The sequence below is a fragment of the Shewanella sp. A22 genome, assembly GCF_053850585.1.
Map to the genome: position 1 here is coordinate 1 of NZ_JBSQBN010000011.1, position 16,485 is coordinate 16,485.

17 protein-coding genes and 2 tRNA genes are annotated in these 16,485 nt (G+C 40.0%); 7 read left to right on the forward strand and 12 right to left on the reverse strand.

Features of this window, described 5'->3' with window-relative positions:
* Window positions 1–418: 418 nt before the first annotated feature.
* A tRNA-Thr gene (locus tag ACWXWT_RS03640) sits at window positions 419–494 on the reverse strand.
* Between the two features lie 7 nt (window positions 495–501).
* A tRNA-Phe gene (locus tag ACWXWT_RS03645) sits at window positions 502–577 on the reverse strand.
* A 637-nt stretch (window positions 578–1,214) separates the two neighbouring features.
* Here ACWXWT_RS03645 and ACWXWT_RS03650 point away from each other — a divergent pair.
* Window positions 1,215–1,772, forward strand: coding sequence for a cytochrome b (locus ACWXWT_RS03650; protein ID WP_456040251.1), 558 nt, complete (start codon window positions 1,215–1,217; stop codon window positions 1,770–1,772).
* Between the two features lie 128 nt (window positions 1,773–1,900).
* Entirely contained in the window at window positions 1,901–2,476 is a 576-nt protein-coding gene (locus tag ACWXWT_RS03655) for a YceI family protein (protein WP_456040252.1), read from the forward strand.
* An 82-nt stretch (window positions 2,477–2,558) separates the two neighbouring features.
* Here ACWXWT_RS03655 and ACWXWT_RS03660 read toward each other — a convergent pair whose 3' ends face one another.
* A complete protein-coding gene (locus ACWXWT_RS03660) occupies window positions 2,559–2,837 on the reverse strand; it encodes an oxidative damage protection protein (protein ID WP_101086395.1) in 279 nt (92 codons plus the stop codon).
* Window positions 2,838–2,871: 34 nt separating this feature from the next.
* Window positions 2,872–3,945 (reverse strand): A/G-specific adenine glycosylase, encoded by a 1,074-nt coding sequence (gene mutY / locus ACWXWT_RS03665; RefSeq protein WP_456040253.1) that lies wholly within the window; start codon window positions 3,943–3,945, stop codon window positions 2,872–2,874.
* A 261-nt stretch (window positions 3,946–4,206) separates the two neighbouring features.
* On the opposite strand from mutY, the gene trmB reads away from it, so the two are divergent.
* From trmB to ACWXWT_RS03690, 5 genes are all read left to right on the forward strand, one after another.
* Complete coding sequence (gene trmB / locus ACWXWT_RS03670; RefSeq protein WP_456040254.1) at window positions 4,207–4,923, forward strand: tRNA (guanosine(46)-N7)-methyltransferase TrmB; 717 nt, start codon at window positions 4,207–4,209, stop codon at window positions 4,921–4,923.
* A gap of 35 nt (window positions 4,924–4,958) precedes the next feature.
* On the forward strand, window positions 4,959–5,285 hold the full coding sequence (locus tag ACWXWT_RS03675) for a YggL family protein (protein WP_456040255.1): 327 nt from the start codon (window positions 4,959–4,961) through the stop codon (window positions 5,283–5,285).
* Between the two features lie 6 nt (window positions 5,286–5,291).
* Window positions 5,292–6,206: a glutaminase B gene (gene glsB, locus ACWXWT_RS03680; RefSeq protein WP_456040256.1), complete on the forward strand. Its 915-nt coding sequence runs from the start codon at window positions 5,292–5,294 to the stop codon at window positions 6,204–6,206.
* 211 nt (window positions 6,207–6,417) lie between these two features.
* Window positions 6,418–7,230, forward strand: a complete 813-nt coding sequence (locus ACWXWT_RS03685; RefSeq protein ID WP_456040257.1) for a YggN family protein — start codon at window positions 6,418–6,420, stop codon at window positions 7,228–7,230.
* A 417-nt stretch (window positions 7,231–7,647) separates the two neighbouring features.
* Window positions 7,648–8,589, forward strand: a complete 942-nt coding sequence (locus ACWXWT_RS03690; RefSeq protein WP_456040258.1) for a LysR family transcriptional regulator — start codon at window positions 7,648–7,650, stop codon at window positions 8,587–8,589.
* 444 nt (window positions 8,590–9,033) lie between these two features.
* Here the strand turns inward: ACWXWT_RS03690 and ACWXWT_RS03695 are convergent, their stop codons facing one another.
* The 8 genes from ACWXWT_RS03695 to ACWXWT_RS03730 form a co-directional block, all read right to left on the reverse strand.
* Window positions 9,034–10,890, reverse strand: a complete 1,857-nt coding sequence (locus ACWXWT_RS03695; protein ID WP_456040259.1) for a DUF885 domain-containing protein — start codon at window positions 10,888–10,890, stop codon at window positions 9,034–9,036.
* Window positions 10,891–11,139: 249 nt separating this feature from the next.
* Window positions 11,140–12,279 carry a radical SAM family heme chaperone HemW gene (gene hemW / locus ACWXWT_RS03700; protein WP_456040260.1) on the reverse strand — a complete coding sequence of 380 codons (1,140 nt, stop codon included), beginning with the start codon at window positions 12,277–12,279 and terminating at the stop codon, window positions 11,140–11,142.
* Window positions 12,280–12,933: an RdgB/HAM1 family non-canonical purine NTP pyrophosphatase gene (rdgB, locus tag ACWXWT_RS03705; protein ID WP_456040261.1), complete on the reverse strand. Its 654-nt coding sequence runs from the start codon at window positions 12,931–12,933 to the stop codon at window positions 12,280–12,282. It lies immediately after the preceding gene.
* Between the two features lie 301 nt (window positions 12,934–13,234).
* Window positions 13,235–13,696 carry a DUF4426 domain-containing protein gene (locus ACWXWT_RS03710; RefSeq protein ID WP_456040262.1) on the reverse strand — a complete coding sequence of 154 codons (462 nt, stop codon included), beginning with the start codon at window positions 13,694–13,696 and terminating at the stop codon, window positions 13,235–13,237.
* Between the two features lie 49 nt (window positions 13,697–13,745).
* A complete protein-coding gene (yggU, locus tag ACWXWT_RS03715) occupies window positions 13,746–14,045 on the reverse strand; it encodes a DUF167 family protein YggU (protein ID WP_456040263.1) in 300 nt (99 codons plus the stop codon).
* A 20-nt stretch (window positions 14,046–14,065) separates the two neighbouring features.
* Window positions 14,066–14,614 carry a YggT family protein gene (locus ACWXWT_RS03720; RefSeq protein ID WP_456040264.1) on the reverse strand — a complete coding sequence of 183 codons (549 nt, stop codon included), beginning with the start codon at window positions 14,612–14,614 and terminating at the stop codon, window positions 14,066–14,068.
* Between the two features lie 216 nt (window positions 14,615–14,830).
* Entirely contained in the window at window positions 14,831–15,649 is an 819-nt protein-coding gene (gene proC / locus ACWXWT_RS03725; RefSeq protein WP_456040265.1) for a pyrroline-5-carboxylate reductase, read from the reverse strand.
* A 137-nt stretch (window positions 15,650–15,786) separates the two neighbouring features.
* A complete protein-coding gene (locus tag ACWXWT_RS03730; protein ID WP_456040304.1) occupies window positions 15,787–16,473 on the reverse strand; it encodes a YggS family pyridoxal phosphate-dependent enzyme in 687 nt (228 codons plus the stop codon).
* Window positions 16,474–16,485 lie beyond the last annotated feature (12 nt).

Consider the following 16,485-nt stretch of genomic DNA (forward strand, 5'->3'; position numbering starts at 1 on the left):
GGTGGGAATGTGTTATTTTTTATGGAAAAAAATAGACCATGCAGTCGTATTTTGAAAGCATCTAACGAAGCATAAAGGACTTTGAAACCCGCCAGAATGGCGTCTCTCAGGTATTCCACTTCTGTGTTACATCGATTTAAAAGGGAACAACCATTTCTACATCAATGTGCCTTGAATTGAAAAAACTGAGAGACTCTGAACTGACCAGATATTTAATGAGATTGGTATAATACGTCTCAAACCGAAAAAGCTGAGTGGCTCTGATCACATCATTACTGGAACGTGTATAACACATTTGATACCAATCCTTATTAAAATAGATCATATTCTAATGCGGATTGGTATGAATATAGATACTTCATTCAACTAATATTACAGATACAAAAACGCCACTCAAAGAGTGGCGTTTTTGTTTTTATGGTGCCGGCACCAAGAGTCGAACTCGGGACCTACTGATTACAAGTCAGTTGCTCTACCAACTGAGCTATGCCGGCTAAATTGTGGTGCCCGAACCCGGAATCGAACCAGGGACACGAGGATTTTCAATCCTCTGCTCTACCGACTGAGCTATTCGGGCAACTAACTAAGCGTTAGTTAGCTACTTCAAACTAGGTATTAACTTGGTAATCAATGCCTGTCTCGTCTGGAGTGCGCACATAATATAGTGATGGATTTTATCGTGCAAGTGGTTTTTCAAATGTTTTTACTTGTTCGGCTAGTTAATGTGCAAATGGGGGCTTTTTTATCGCTTTCTGATTGTTTTTAATACAAGAGGTCATTTTTTGCGTTAGCAAGGTAGTATAGACTTCGCAATTTTCTATTGCGAGAGTGCAAGAACGCTGATGGATTTTATTGTGTTGTGTGTTTTTAGTTAATTTTATCGTTTGAACACCCATTTCAATGTAGGAGGCTGACGAATAATAAATTTACATGTAAATAAGCGAACTTTTTTGTAGGTTGAAACATCTTAATTAACAGTGCTTAAGGTGTTGTTATTTCGAAAACAAAAATTATTGCCCATAGTGATGGGTGATATCTCGATTATTTAACAACCATAATTGACTTATATTGCCTTTAATCATCCCCATTCTGATAGTGAATTTAGGGCATTTATGTTTGTTTCTATTTTATCGAATGATATTGGCTACTTTTACTGATTTTCTTTCCGGAAAATGACGTTAAGATGTTGTGACTTTTACCAAGGAAAGCAAGACATGTTTAAAAACACTTTAGCGGGCTATGGGCTGGTCACCATTTTTATCCATTGGTTGTCTGCTATCGCAGTTATTGGCCTTTTTAGTGTGGGTTATTGGATGGTCGAGCTGACGTACTACAGTAGTTGGTATCAAACCGCACCCCATATTCATAAAAGTGTCGGTCTGCTTTTACTTGGATTGACCTTGTTAAGATTAGTATGGCGAGTGATATCTCACACCCCTAAACCGCTACCGAATCATCAGCAATGGGAAAAACGTTTGGCGAAATGGGCGCACACACTCCTTTATACGCTTATGCTACTGATCATGTGTTCAGGCATTATGATTTCAACCGCTGATGGTAGAGATATCTGGATTTTTGACTGGTTTGCGGTGCCTTTTCCTAATGCCTTTATTGAGGACCAAGCAGATATCGCGGGACTAATACATCAGTATCTTGCTTATAGCTTAATCGGACTAGTTGTTTTACATGCTGCGGGGGCGATAAAGCATCATGTGATTGATAAAGATAACACCCTCAAGCGAATGCTGATACCGAGTCGTATTAGCAAGTAATTGCACCATCTTATTCTCTAATGCATTTGGGCCTGCTGATGTTTCAACCACGATAAATCAACAAGCCTGGTTGTGATTTTTGACAAAAAAAGCTTTACCTAACTATTTAACTTAAAGGAATAAAAATCATGAAGAAACACCTTATAGCAGCCCTAATAGGGTCAACGTTTATGTTACCTGTTGCTGTTAATGCTGCCGACTATGTTATCGACACTCAAGGTGCACATGCATCGATTCAATTTAGCGTAAGCCATTTGGGTTATAGTTTTGTTGTAGGACGTTTTAATGAGTTTTCTGGTGACTTTAGTTTTGATGCTAACAAAGTGGCTGATGCCAAAGTGAATGTTAAAATTAATACTAACAGTGTAGATTCTAATCATGCCGAGCGTGATAAGCATTTACGCAGTGCAGACTTTTTAAATACCAGTAAATTCCCAGAAGCTTCTTTTACATCGACATCTATAGTTGATAAAGGTAACAATCAGTTTGTCATTAATGGTAACTTTACCTTAAATGGCGTCACAAAACCTTTAACAATCGATGCAGTTGCTATTGGTGAAGGTAAAGACCCTTGGGGCGGTTATCGTGCAGGTTTTAGTGGTACAACTACTTTTGCAATGAAAGATTTTGGTGTCAAAATGGATTTAGGCCCAGCCTCTGCTAATGTTGAATTAGCATTAGTAGTAGAAGGCGTTAAGCAATAACCTCGCTGGTTAGTTATTAAATAGATAAAGCCGCTAAACTAAGCGGCTTTATCTTGACAACATGATTGTTTATATCGGTTCGTTACTCATCTTCAGCTGGCGGAACATAGCCTTCGATTTCGACATCTTTACCTTCAAATAAGAAGTGCGTCATCTGCTCTTCAAGAAACTTGCGATCATCGACATTCATCATATTGAGCTTCTTTTCATTAATGAGCATAGTTTGCTTTTTTTGCCATAAGCCCCATGCTTCTTTACTGATATTGTCGAAAATACGCTTACCTAATTCGCCAGGATAAAGCTGAAAATCTAAGCCGTCAGCTGATTTATTGAGATGTTGACAGTGAACTGTGCGAGCCATGATGATTCCTTACTAACTTTAATTATTGTAAAAACTAATGTGTCGCGAAAAGTACGGCTAAATTAGCCAAAATACGTTCTGTGGCAGCTGCCAACCCGACTTTCGCAGGTTGCTCTATGTTATACCAGAGAGCCGAGGTTTGTTCCATGATGCCTGTTGGGTGTTCGTCAGATAATTCAACTAATACGGGGTGAATATCCAGATGGAAGTGACTAAAAGTATGCCTAAATCCTGCTAGCCCTTGATCTGATGCAATTAAATTGTGTAGCGATAAATAATCATCTAATGCTGCTTTGTGTTCAAATTGCGGAAAGCACCATAAGCCTCCCCATATACCCGCGGGTGGACGTTGGATAAGCTGAACTTTCACCGAGTCTGCGCTGTTATCGACTAAAACCAGCATAAAAGCTGACTTTTCTGGCGTGACTTTTTTAGGCTTTTTACCCGGGTATTGGCTTTGGTGCCCCGTTTGTTGAGCGACACAATCAATTGCTACTGGGCAAACGGCACAATTGGGTTTACTGCGAGTACAAACACTTGAGCCAATATCCATCATTGCTTGGTTAAACTTTTCAACATTTTTGGCTGGTGTTAATGCATCGGTTAATTGCCATAATTGTTGTTCAACATTTTTTTGTCCGGGCCAACCTGCAATAGCACTGTGTCTCGCTAAAACTCGTTTTACATTACCGTCTAAAATCGAGTGGTGTTGCCCGAGTGATAAGGATAACACTGCGCCAGCAGTGGATTTACCTATACCTGGTAGTGCGACGACATCATCAAAGTGGCTCGGGAACGTACCATTAAAGGCATCACGAATATGCTGCGCCGCTTTGTGTAGATTACGCGCTCTGGCGTAGTAACCTAGTCCAGTCCATAAGTGTAAAACTTCATCTTGATGTGCATTGGCAAGGTCTACTACCGTCGGAAATCTAGCCATAAAGGTTTCATAATATGGAATAACCGTTGCTACTTGGGTTTGTTGGAGCATAATTTCCGACACCCAAACTCGATAGGGCGTTTTGTTAATCTGCCATGGCAGGGTTTTACGACCATGTAGGTCGTACCAAGCGATAATATGCTCGGCAAACGAAGTCTCTTTTTTCATGGGCGCAGTGTATCTATAGCTATTTTATTAAACAAGTAGGCAAAGTGTTTTAGCTTTATATCGTGAGCTGAGCAGAATCATATGATCTTGTCTAATTTAGCGTAAACATGTGCTACGAGTTTAGGTATAATGGCTAACTGAATTTTTAAAATGATCTATAACAGATAGCAATGACGTAGTGTATTAACAAATAGCGACAGGCTACCTAGCCAGTTGCTACAACAAATACGCTACGTAAAGTATGCAAGCAATGAGGCAATAATGAGCGACGTTACCACAGCTGAATTTAACGAAGACGGTAAGTATATTCGTAAAATCAGAAGTTTTGTTTTACGTGAAGGCCGATTAACTAAAGGTCAATCTCAAGCAATTGAGGCATATTGGCCAACTATGGGCCTTGATTATACTCCACAACCGTTGGATTTGGCCCACGTTTTTGGTCGCGATGCGAATACCGTTTTGGAAATTGGTTTTGGTATGGGCGCATCATTAGTCCAAATGGCCCAAGCAGCCCCAGAGCAAAACTTTATTGGCATCGAAGTTCATAAACCTGGTATTGGTTCGTGTCTTGCGGATGCGGGTGAAGCTAACGTCACTAATTTACGAATATATCATCATGATGCAATGGAAGTGTTAGAACACAGTATTGCCGATGGCTCTCTTGCGCGAGTACAATTATTTTTCCCTGATCCATGGCATAAAAAACGTCACCATAAACGCCGAATTGTGCAAGCTGAGTTTGTGCAACTTATCCGTCGTAAGCTTAAAATTGGTGGTGTGTTTCATATGGCGACAGATTGGGAAAATTACAGCGAGCATATGTTAGAGATAATGAATGCTGCAGATGGCTATAAAAATCAATCGGAAACGGGTACCGTTGTCGAACGTCCAGAGCATCGTCCGCTAACAAAGTTTGAAGCTAGAGGCCACCGACTTGGTCATGGCGTATGGGATATCATGTTTGAGCGTATCGCTTAATCACAACTACACTTTCAACAATTGGAGAATGCACCATGGCGCAAAACCGCAGTCGTCGTTTACGTAAAAAGTTACGGGTTGATGAGTTTCAAGAGTTAGGATTTGAACTTAACTGGACGTTTGATGAATCTGTATCTGAAGAAGATATCGATAATTTAGTTGATCAGTTTATTGCTGAAGTGATTGAGCCTCGTCAATTAGGTTTCCACGGCGGTGGACATAAACAATGGGAAGGTATTATTGCGACCCAAATGATTGGCAAATGTACTGATGATGATATTGCTGCAGTCAATGCATTTTGGAAAGACAAGCCAGTAACTGATCTTAATGTGAGTGAGTTGTTTGATATTTGGTGGGGTTAGGTCAAATTGCCCGAACAATTATTACTTCAACAAGCAGTCGATAAAGTCAGGTCGCTATTGGGTAAAGGCAAGGTCGCAGGATATATTCCTGCGCTTGCCTGTATTGACCCCAACAAAATCGGAATTGCAGTGACAACCATTGACGGCCAAACAATGGGGGCTGGTGATTATTTAGAACCTTTTTCAATTCAAAGTATTTCAAAAGTTTTTAGCCTTACTTTAGCGCTTAATCTATATACCGAAGACGAAATATGGAGTCGTGTGGGTAAAGAACCCTCAGGGCATTCATTTAACTCACTCGTACAGGTTGAATTAGAACGTGGTAAACCTCGTAACCCTTTTATTAATGCTGGTGCATTGGTGATTGCTGACTTGTTATACGCACGCTTAGGGGCGCCTAAGCATCGTATGCTTGAGGTTGTCCGTCAATTAAGTCAAAACCCAACGTTATCTTACGACAAGGTTGTCGCTGATTCGGAGTTCCAGTTCAGTGCTCGCAACGCTTCAATTGCCTATTTAATGAAGTCATTTGGTAATTTTGATGGTGATGTGAATACGGTGCTTAAAACCTATTTCCATTATTGTGCGCTAAGAATGAACTGTGCAGACTTATCTCGTGCAATGTTCTATTTGGCTAATCGTGGTAAGACACTTGATGGTGACAGTTTAGTGTCGCCTGTACAAACTCGACAACTCAATGCATTACTGGCGACATCTGGTTTATATGATGGCGCAGGTGAGTTTGCTTATCGAGTGGGTATGCCCGGTAAAAGCGGTGTTGGAGGCGGCATTATTGCGGTTATTCCTGGCGACATGTCTATTTGTGTATGGTCTCCAGAGCTTGATAAAAATGGTAATTCATTGGCTGGAACGGCCATGCTCGAACTGTTAAGTCAAACACTAGGTCGCTCTATTTTTTAATGTCACATCTATATTTGTAAAATAGACTACTTTTTGGTTTATTTTACAAATAAATGCATATCCTCATTCATTTTCTCAATTTTAAATCTATTCCTATAAGTATTTAGTGGTTTAAGTGTTTGTAAAATAGTGTTTTATTTATCTTGGCACAACTAATGCTTCACATTAACTAATACTTCATTGATATTCGTTTTGCAAAAGGACTTTTATTATGACCAAACAAAAATTGATTTGTGGTTTAGCATTAACCAGCGTGTTATTTACTGCCGTTGTATCCACTCCTGCCATGGCAAAAATGTCAATTAATGATGAAAAGTGTGACGTCACATTAAACTACGACGTTACCGTTGAACCTTCAAATTTACAGCTTAGCGATAATGGTACAGAGAAGTACCGTGTTGAACTGGGGCAATTATATGTTGATGGCAAAAAAGTCACCCTAAACGATAAGCAACAGGCATTACTTACACAGTATTCTGAAGAGTTATCACGACAAGTGCCTGACGTGATTGATTTGGTGGCGGATGTGGTTTCCATGGCCTCTCAAGCGATTAATATGGCGCTAACGCCCATTTTTGGTGATGCAACAGGTAGTCAAATTGAAACATTAACCCGTGGTATTCAAAAACGTATTGATACTATGGCATATCAACAAGGCGATAAATTTTACCTAGGTTCAACTGACTCTTCAATAGAACATGCATTTAATGAAGAGTTTGAGCAAGAAGTAGAACAAATGGTATCCAATTCAATGGGCACATTAATGATGACATTAGGCAGTCAAATCATGTCTTCAGAAGGCGGGACATTTGAAGAGAAAATAAATGCCTTTTCAGTAAAAATGGAAAATATTGGTAAGGATATTGAGCAACAATTTGAATCGCAATCGCAGGGACTTGAGCAGCGAGCAAATAAAGTATGTGACAATTTTGAAGGATTATTGGTGTTAGAAAGCCAAGTGCGGAAAGCCATTCCAGAACTAGCACCTTATACATTAGCTAAACTAGGTGAGTTAAAGGAGTAAATATAAAAATTATTTTTTTCAATCTCCCTTTCCAGACTCCTGACTTTCCCCTGTACTCTTTTTGAAGACACAGGGGCTTTTTTTACCTGGCTAATTTACCGATTTCACCGCTATAGCTTGCGTTGCTTTGTTCTGATAAAAAAATTGTCAATTATAAATATAGAGCCATATGGGCTTTTTTTGTTATACTCATAAAAATTATAACAAAATTACACTCTACTTTAGATGTGGTTATATTTCGGAATGGTCATTTGTTGGTGCTGATTTGCAGTATTGGTTAACTTTGATGCTCTTTTTGCATGAATAAATATAATAACTGAATATTGATATCGATATGTTACAAGGTTTAGTTATTCACAATGGCATACAAAAATCTGAAATTTTTATTAATGTCGTAAACAGCTTAAGGCGACTTTCATGTTAGAACTGTTAGAACCTATCGCAATTTTTACTCATGTTGCACGAGCAGGAAGTTTTAGTGCAGCCGCCAGACGTCTTGGTATTTCTAAATCTAAAGTGAGTACTCAAGTTGCAGATCTTGAACATAAACTTGGTGTGCAGCTTATTCAACGTACGACACGTAGCTTAAGTCTGACTGAAGCCGGTAACTTACTATATTTACAAGGTGAAGAGCTACTTCGAGATGCTGAGCAAGCGGTCTCAAGTGTGCATAACTTAAATGATGCAACTCGCGGAGTGTTAAAAGTCGGGATATCGCAATCATTTGGTACTATGCATATTATTCCAGCTTTACCGGAATTCATGGCGAAACATCCAGAACTTGAGTTACAAGTGAGTTTACTTGATCACAAAGTTGATGTTGTCAGTGAAGGCTTAGATTTACTGTTAACTATGTCTGAACAATTACCGTTAGGCATGGTGGCTAGACCATTAATGAAATGCCAGTTTTTGCTCGTGGCATCCCCAGGTTATATTGCTCAGCATGGCAATATTAGCCGACCTGAACAGTTGGTTGAACACAACTGTTTAGTGTACCAAGGTGAATGGCATGAACACAGTGTTTGGCAATTTAAAAAGGGCGAAGATTATTGTGAAATTGGGGTGTCAGGTAATTTCCGTGTTGATAATGCCCCGGCATTAAAATCTGCAGCCGTAAGTGGTTTAGGTATTGTATATCTAGCCAGTTATTTACTGGAAGATGAAATTGCCCAAGGGACATTAGTGCCTTTGTTACCCGACTGGCAATTAACTCATAATCTGCCATTGCAAGCCGTTTACCCACGCCGTAAACATTTAGCTCCAAAGGTGAGTGCGTTTATTGATTTTATCAAAACTCATATTGGTAGCCCGCCATATTGGGACGCTAAGTATGACCATTTGTATAAACTTCGTAAGTAAAAAGTGAAAACATTGTTCTTTGTTTGAAACAGCGCTATCTCTCGCCCTGTAGTGGCAGGTTAAGCATTTGATTTTGTTGTGATTGAATATAATGTTTTCTGTTAATATGCGATTTACTAATCAAGAGGTTAGTGATTTACATTTGTTAAATGGTTGAACTCTGTTCTTATATCAATACAATGGTAGTGAGTTGATTCAAAATGATTTGAACCAAACGTTTTTCTGAAAAATGACCCCTTTCCAGAGAGGCGTACAAATCGGCATTATTGCAAGTTTTGGATCAGTGTTGGCAATGATTGTTACAAACTAAAACAATGCCAACCTTAAAACCATCATCCTAGTTTTTTTGGTTTACCCCAGACTTTGTTCTGGGGTTATTTTTTTGTGGAAAGCGATAAAAAATGGCAACCTAGAGTTGCCATTTGTTTCATTATTACGATTAAATTACTGTAATTTAACCTTCTCAATCCACTTATTTACTTGTTCTTCAAGTATATCTAATGGCAATGGACCATTTTTTAAGATTAAGGTATGAAATTCACGAATATCAAACTTAGTACCTAATGCTTTTTTAGCTTGCTCACGTAGCTGTAATATCTTAATCATTCCGACTTTATATGCCGTTGCTTGTGATGGCATAACAATATGACGTTCGACCATTTTTATCGCATCAGATTCAGCATTAGGTGTATTTTCAACGTAATAAGCGATTGCTTGTTCTCGAGTCCACTTTTTAGCATGTATACCAGTATCAACCACTAAACGGCATGCGCGCCATAGCTCCATTGATAAACGGCCAAAGTCAGAATAAGGATCGGCATAAAACCCCATTTCCTTAGGGAAATACTCTGAGTAAAGCCCCCAGCCTTCAATATAAGCAGTATAGCCACCAAACTTACGGAATTTCGGAATGCCTTGTAATTCTTGTGCAATGGCAATTTGCATGTGATGTCCTGGGATCCCTTCATGGTAAGCCAGAGCTTCCATTTGATACTTTGGCATTGCTTCCATAGTGTAAAGGTTGGCGTAATAGCTGCCAGGGCGTGAGCCGTCTGGTGCGGGCTGATCATAAAATGCTTTACCAGCTGATTTTTCTCGGAATGCTTCAACCTTTCGCACCACTAACGCAGCTTTAGGTTTAATGGTAAACACTTCGTCTAAACGAGACTCCATAGTATCGATCAGCGACTTGGCTTGGGTTAGATACGCTGTTTTACCTTCTATGGTGTTAGGATAATAAAATTGTTTATCATCGCGCATAAAAACAAAGAACTCTTGCAAACTCCCGGTAAAACCTAGTTTTTTCATGATAACCCGCATCTCATCATGAATACGCTTAACTTCAGTTAAACCAAGCTTATGGATGGTGTCTGCAGTCATGTTTGTTGTGGTGGTGCGGGCAAGAGCGTTATTGTAAAACGCCTCTCCCTCAGGCAGTTTCCACACACCATCTTTAGTATCTGCACGTGCTTCAAGTGACTTGGTATAGGTAATTAATTGCTCATATGCAGGCTTTACCTTAGTAAGCAGGGCTTGTCTAACTTCGGTCAATAAAGCTTGCTTACTGTCATCAGAGATTTTGAGTTTATTGATCTTACGTGTCGCATCTGCCCATAAAGCGCTATCTTTTCCAGTATCAGAAAATGGTGCGCCATTTATAATGTTTTTGCTATCTGAAATCACATAGGCAAATACAAATTTTGGCGCGATGATATGCTTTTTAGCACGGATGTCTAATGAGGTTTCTAATTGCGATAGTAGTGTTGGTATCCCATTTAAGCGACTGATATAGGCTTTGGCATCGCTCTCATCAGTTATTTGATGTTGATTGATAAGAAATGAAGCCACTTTTGAGTGGACACCATACATTTGGTTAATAGGATAGGTGTGATAACGCCATTGGTCATCCGCAATGCTGTGTTCTAAACTCATTTTTAATAGCTCATAACTTAACGCAGCTTGTTCATTGAGTTTATTGACATCAAGGCGGTTTAGCCTCGCAAGTTGATCTTTAGTGCGCGCTAAATCTGCGTCGGCAGCAGTATCTGATAAGTCATTCCATTTGCCGTAATCTTGTTTGATACCAAGGTAAGTTTGGTTAACCGGATTCGCCATCACATTTTCCATAAAAATGGCTTCAAATAATGCATTAGCCTTTTCTGACTCTGATGGTTGGCTTGCTTTTATGGCACTTTCTTGCGAGTTCAATTGTGGCATGTTATTCGAATGGGCTATAACTGATGCGCTTAAAAGGCTTGATAACGCGACAGCAACGAGGGTTGTTTTAGTTTTAATAGTCATTGATATCTTTCCAAAGTATCTTAGTTATAGGCGCATATCCTAATCAAGCTTTGTCTAAAAATGTGAACAGAAATGTTAGAAAGTGTGTTTTAACGTCAGTGAATTGAGGTTGCAGTGGGACTGTTTGAGGATTAATACCAATCCTATTAAATATGTGAACTGACCAGATATTTAATGAGATTGGTATAACTCGCAGTTACTGGTCTGGAAAGTAAACCGCGAGTCATCGTGTGTTATTAAATAGACTGCTTAAATAAATTGAGACAAGAGATCATTTACAAACATGTGGCCTTTAGGTGTTAATTGCCAATGTGTTGTGGTTTCGGTCAATAATCCCCGTTCAATTGATTTTTGCATTCCCAATTTTACGACCTCTGCAGATTGTCCTGTACGTTGCTCAAATTCTGTTTTAGGGATTGGCTTCATTAATCTTAAGCGGTTCATTAAATATTCTAATGGGCGATCTTCTTCAATGACATCAGTGGTTTCAAAAGTATATTTATCCGCCGCTAGGTAACCTTTAGGGTGCTTTATTTTAACGGTACGGACAATCCGATTTGAGTCGGGCAGGGTGATTTTGCCGTGAGCACCGCAACCTATACCGAGGTAATCGCCAAATTGCCAATAATTTAGATTATGGCGACATTGGTATCCAGGTTTGGCATAGGCCGATATTTCGTATTGCTCGTAGCCTAATGCCGCCAAGCGCTGCTGACCTTGCTCATAAATTTGCCACAAGTTCTCATCGTCGGGTAATTGTGGCGGCTTTGAATGGAACAAGGTGTTGGGTTCAATGGTGAGTTGATACCAAGAAAGGTGCGGCGGAGCTAAGGCTGTTGCGGTATCGATATCATGCATTGCCTCGTCAAAACTTTGGTTAGGCAAACCGTGCATTAAGTCGAGATTAAAACTTAAATAATCAGCTTGTTTGGCTTTTTGCGCGGCTATTTTAGCTTCATCCTCGTTGTGGATACGCCCAAGCAGATTAAGTTTTTCTTTGGAAAAGCTTTGCACCCCAATCGATAATCGAGTGACCCCCGCACCACGGTAAGCACTAAAGTCGTCATGTTCTAATGTACCTGGATTGGCTTCCATAGTGATTTCAATATTATCTTCAAAAGGGATTAAAGCTTGCGCGCCTTCTAGCAAACGTTGAATTTGACTGGCATCAAATAACGATGGCGTTCCACCGCCGATAAAGATGGTATGCAACTTTCGGCCTTGAACATAAGCCAAGTCTTGTTTTAAATCGTCCAATAACACATCAACATATTGCTGCTGTGGTAACTCACCATTTTGACCGTGGGAGTTGAAATCACAATAAGGACATTTTTGTACGCACCAAGGAATATGGATATACAAACTAAGCGGTGGTAATTGCAATGTCATTTATTGATTATCATCCAAAGTGTTAATTGATGTATTTGTCGATGAAATAATCCCTTGTGCTTTCATGGCACTCACTAGCAGTTCAAGTGCCTTACCTCTATGGCTATGGGCATTTTTTTGCTCACGGGTTAATTCTGCTGCGGAGCAATCAAAACCTTGGGGAATAAATACCGGGTCATAGCCATGGCCGTGTTCACCTTGTGGGGCATGGTTTATTGTACCTTCCCATGAGGCTTGGCAAATGATTGGTGTAGGATCTTTAGCATGACGCAAATACACAAGCACACATTGGAAACGGGCAGAACGAAGCGTTTCACCTTGTAATGCCTCGAGTAACTTGAGGTAATTGCTGGTTTCAGTCGCATTCTCACCAGAGTAACGAGCTGAATATATCCCTGGTTGACCTTGTAGCGCATCAACTTCAATACCTGAGTCATCCGCAATAGCTGCTTTACCGGTTATTTCAGCGGCATGACGCGCTTTTATGATGGCATTTTCAACAAACGTCGTGCCAGTTTCAGCAACCTCAGTCACGTTAAATTGATTCTGTGGTAATACTTCAATATTAAATGCTGTCAGCATTTGATCAAATTCGGCAAGTTTGCCTTTGTTGCCACTGGCAAGAACAATTTGTTGTTTGGCTTGAGTTTGCATATGTCTAAGTTAAGGTTGGGGTAAATTTACGTTTATTATACGCTAACTACCCCGCGATAGGCTACGGGAGTGGCTAGGCCGCTACGCGGATAGTGCGCTTTGCTTCTAGGACGGACAGGGTCCTGCTAGGGACAGCTTCGCGGCTAAGATTGAGTCGCTGGGTGACAAGGCTTTGGCTTGCCATGGCTCGATATCGCTCGTCACCGACTCTTTTTGCTGTGTCTTTTTATTTTACAGCTTCTAGCCGCGAAGCGTCCAGTAGCGCAGCGCTCTAGGCTTTTTATCGCTTGTTATCGATGATTTAATCTACATAGAACTTTTGTTTGAATTTCAACGAAGTGTTTAACTGATTGCCATACTTAATGGCAATGGTGAAATTGACTTCTTGGTCGTCACGATAAGGTACTTCTGCGATGTAATAAATCGATTTACCTTCACGGATCTCTTTAAAATCAAGTGTGACACGTGCATCAAGTAAATTATTGGCGATGCCAGATATTTCAACGGGAACAGCAGGATAGCCATCTTGGTTAGTATTCAATACAGTAATATTAACGAAGCCATTGTAACGGCTGCGCTCTATGCCATATATTTTTGCGATTTCAGGGGTAATAAACGTGCTACTGAGAGCCATATAATGAATATCGAAATTGCCGACTTGTTGCTTTTGCTCTGCATGGACTTGGCCAATATTGCAGACAGTGACAAGGCATAACAACAGTATGGATAAGAAAGAGCGACATAAGCGCATTAATTGAAACATAATTTGTCCTTAGCGGGCGTGAGCCATAACGCTGGTATAGATGAGTCTGTTATAAAAGTGCGGCTATTTCCGCAGGGATTACCTTGGGGTGACATATTTTTATTTGTTTATGTCGCCCTTGCTCACCTTTGAGGATCTGTACCTGATTTTTAGGCACTTTACAGGCTTTAGCTAGGTACTTAGATAAATAAGCATTGGCTTTACCGTCAATCGGTGGCGCTGTAATGGCTATTTTCAATTCATCCCCATGTAAGCCGACGATTTGATCGCGGCTTGCTTTTGGTTGAACATAGATAAAAAGCAGCAAGTCACCTTGCTGCTCATCATTAATATAGCTGACTGGCTTCATTCTTTAGAAGTATTCGATATTTAAATGATTGCCCAAAATGGAATGTATTGCGCGCACAACATATTAATGAAGTTCATTGCAATAAATACCACTAAGACAGATAAATCTAAGCCACCAATCGCAGGAATAACTCTGCGCACAGGCGCCAAGATTGGTTCGGTTAGCTGTGTCATCACCATAACGATTGGGTTATAGCCTTGATTAAACCAACTTAATACTGCCCGGATAAGTAACATCCAAAATAGTAATACACCAGCTTGTTTTACCACAGAGACGACAGAAAACAGTGATAAGGTAATCATGTCTACTGTTGCACCGGCAATGAAAGTAAGTACTAACATTTTTACGAGAACAACGATTAAAGCCAGTAAAATTGATGCAGTGTCTATACGTCCTACTGAGGGTAATAGTCGACGCATTGGGGCGATTATGGGTTGTGTCGCTTTAACAACAAATTGGCTAAATGGATTATAAAAATCCGCTCTTGCAAGTTGTAGCCAAAAACGAAGAATGACGACCATTAGGTACAAGTCAAACAGGGTGCTGACTAAAAAACTCATTGCATTCATGAATATTGCCTTACGTTGATGTGATCTAGTGCTTAATATAGTTAGTACGTAAATTAGAACTAAAATTAACTGCGTCAATATTTATCTGTACGACTTACAGAATAATCAATATAACTGATTTTTACTCAAATTTGGTCTACATAAATACAGTTTTACATAAAGTATTTTACACCAAAGAGGTTAATCTGACGTTAAATAATCGTTCATCTTACGGCGCTAAAATGTTTTAGCCATTTCTTGCGCTCTTGCCAAGCAGTTTGTCATGGCTTTATCGACCAACTCAGTTAAACCACCTTGTTGGAAGGTTTCAACGGCTTTAGCTGTTGTCCCACCTTTTGACATCACATTTTGACGTAATTCTGTCACCGATAATTGTTGGTTTTGAATAACCATTTGTGCCGCGCCTAAAGCTGCTTGCTCTGCCAATAACCTTGCCTTATCTTCATCCATTCCCATTTTGATCCCAGAGGCGATCATCGACTCTATAAACAAAAAGAAATAAGCAGGTGAGCTACCAGCAAGTGCAATGACTTGATCTAATTCTGATTCTTTATCAACCCAAACCACTTTTCCACCACTTTGCATTAATGTTTCGCAAATAGCTTTATGCTCGGAAGAAATACTGTCATCGGCATAAATGCCTGTCATACCGTAACCAATTTGGGTAGGAGTATTAGGCATGGTGCGAATCAATGTTATGGGTTGCTTAAAATAGGTTTGATAACGAGACGCCGGAATACCAGCTGCAATGGTAATAATCAACTTACCGGCTAAATCCAATGAGCTTAAGTCTTCACAAACAGATGCCATTAATTGAGGTTTTACGCTTAATACGATGACATCAGCAGCTTGTGCAGCAGTGTGATTATCATGGGAAACTTGAATTGCAAAATCTTGCTGCAACGCATCTAGCTTTCCTTTGCTTGGATTGGTCGCATGAATAAGATCACTAGGATAGCCATGTTTAACTAAGCCACTAATAATGCTACGGGTCATATTACCCGCACCGATAAAACATACTTTTGCTTGAGTCATTAAGTCTGTATCCAATATATAAGAGAATTGATGTCCAGTTGCTGTGTATGTTACCTAATTCAGCCCTAGGACGCTACGCTTCTAGGTTCTAGGGCTAACTACGTCCTGTTAGACCGCAGCGCTCTAGGCTGTTGATTTTATCTTTGGCCAAAGATTGCACTGCCGATGCGTACCATGGTTGAACCGTTAGCGATAGCAATGTCTAGGTCGCCACTCATGCCCATCGACAAGGTGTCAACGCTTGGGTATTGCCGTTTAAGTTGGTCAAAAAGTTGCTTTAATTGACCAAATTCCTGCTGCTGAATATGAACGTTATCAGTGGCAGTTGGAATGGCCATTAATCCACGTAACTTAAGATTGGGTAGAGATGCAATAGTAAGTGCTAACGTGGCGACATCGGCAGATTTAACGCCAGATTTAGATTCCTCTTGGCTTATATTAACCTGAATACACACATTTAATGGCGGTTTGTTCTCTGACCGTTGTTCATGTAAACGTTGGGCTATTTTTTCTCGGCTGAGAGTATGCATCCAATCAAAATTCTCTGCGACAATCTTGGTTTTATTGGATTGTAATGGGCCAATAAAATGCCACTTTATATCGGGGTAATCTGCCTGCAAGGCAATAATTTTACTCTCGCCTTCTTGCACATAGTTTTCACCAAATTGACGCTGTCCTGCTTGATAAGCCGCAATAATGTCATTAATGGGTTTGGTTTTGCTTACAGCAAGTAAGGTTATCTCGTTCGGTGAACGTGAATAATTTTGCGCCGCTTGGTTAATTCTATTCTGGGCGATTGATATTCTGTCTGCTATTGTTGTCATCATGTTGGTTTA

Excerpts from the sequence above, each read along its gene's own strand:
- ACWXWT_RS03650 (WP_456040251.1), top strand. The coding sequence starts at position 1,215 with ATGTTTAAAAACACTTTAGCGGGCTATGGGCTGGTCACCATTTTTATC.
- ACWXWT_RS03655 (WP_456040252.1), top strand. The coding sequence starts at position 1,901 with ATGAAGAAACACCTTATAGCAGCCCTAATAGGGTCAACGTTTATGTTA.
- ACWXWT_RS03660 (WP_101086395.1), bottom strand. The coding sequence starts at position 2,837 with ATGGCTCGCACAGTTCACTGTCAACATCTCAATAAATCAGCTGACGGC.
- mutY (WP_456040253.1), bottom strand. The coding sequence starts at position 3,945 with ATGAAAAAAGAGACTTCGTTTGCCGAGCATATTATCGCTTGGTACGAC.
- trmB (WP_456040254.1), top strand. The coding sequence starts at position 4,207 with ATGAGCGACGTTACCACAGCTGAATTTAACGAAGACGGTAAGTATATT.
- ACWXWT_RS03675 (WP_456040255.1), top strand. The coding sequence starts at position 4,959 with ATGGCGCAAAACCGCAGTCGTCGTTTACGTAAAAAGTTACGGGTTGAT.
- ACWXWT_RS03685 (WP_456040257.1), top strand. The coding sequence starts at position 6,418 with ATGACCAAACAAAAATTGATTTGTGGTTTAGCATTAACCAGCGTGTTA.
- ACWXWT_RS03690 (WP_456040258.1), top strand. The coding sequence starts at position 7,648 with ATGTTAGAACTGTTAGAACCTATCGCAATTTTTACTCATGTTGCACGA.
- ACWXWT_RS03695 (WP_456040259.1), bottom strand. The coding sequence starts at position 10,890 with ATGACTATTAAAACTAAAACAACCCTCGTTGCTGTCGCGTTATCAAGC.
- hemW (WP_456040260.1), bottom strand. The coding sequence starts at position 12,279 with ATGACATTGCAATTACCACCGCTTAGTTTGTATATCCATATTCCTTGG.
- rdgB (WP_456040261.1), bottom strand. The coding sequence starts at position 12,933 with ATGCAAACTCAAGCCAAACAACAAATTGTTCTTGCCAGTGGCAACAAA.
- ACWXWT_RS03710 (WP_456040262.1), bottom strand. The coding sequence starts at position 13,696 with ATGTTTCAATTAATGCGCTTATGTCGCTCTTTCTTATCCATACTGTTG.
- yggU (WP_456040263.1), bottom strand. The coding sequence starts at position 14,045 with ATGAAGCCAGTCAGCTATATTAATGATGAGCAGCAAGGTGACTTGCTG.
- ACWXWT_RS03720 (WP_456040264.1), bottom strand. The coding sequence starts at position 14,614 with ATGAATGCAATGAGTTTTTTAGTCAGCACCCTGTTTGACTTGTACCTA.
- proC (WP_456040265.1), bottom strand. The coding sequence starts at position 15,649 with ATGACTCAAGCAAAAGTATGTTTTATCGGTGCGGGTAATATGACCCGT.
- ACWXWT_RS03730 (WP_456040304.1), bottom strand. The coding sequence starts at position 16,473 with ATGACAACAATAGCAGACAGAATATCAATCGCCCAGAATAGAATTAAC.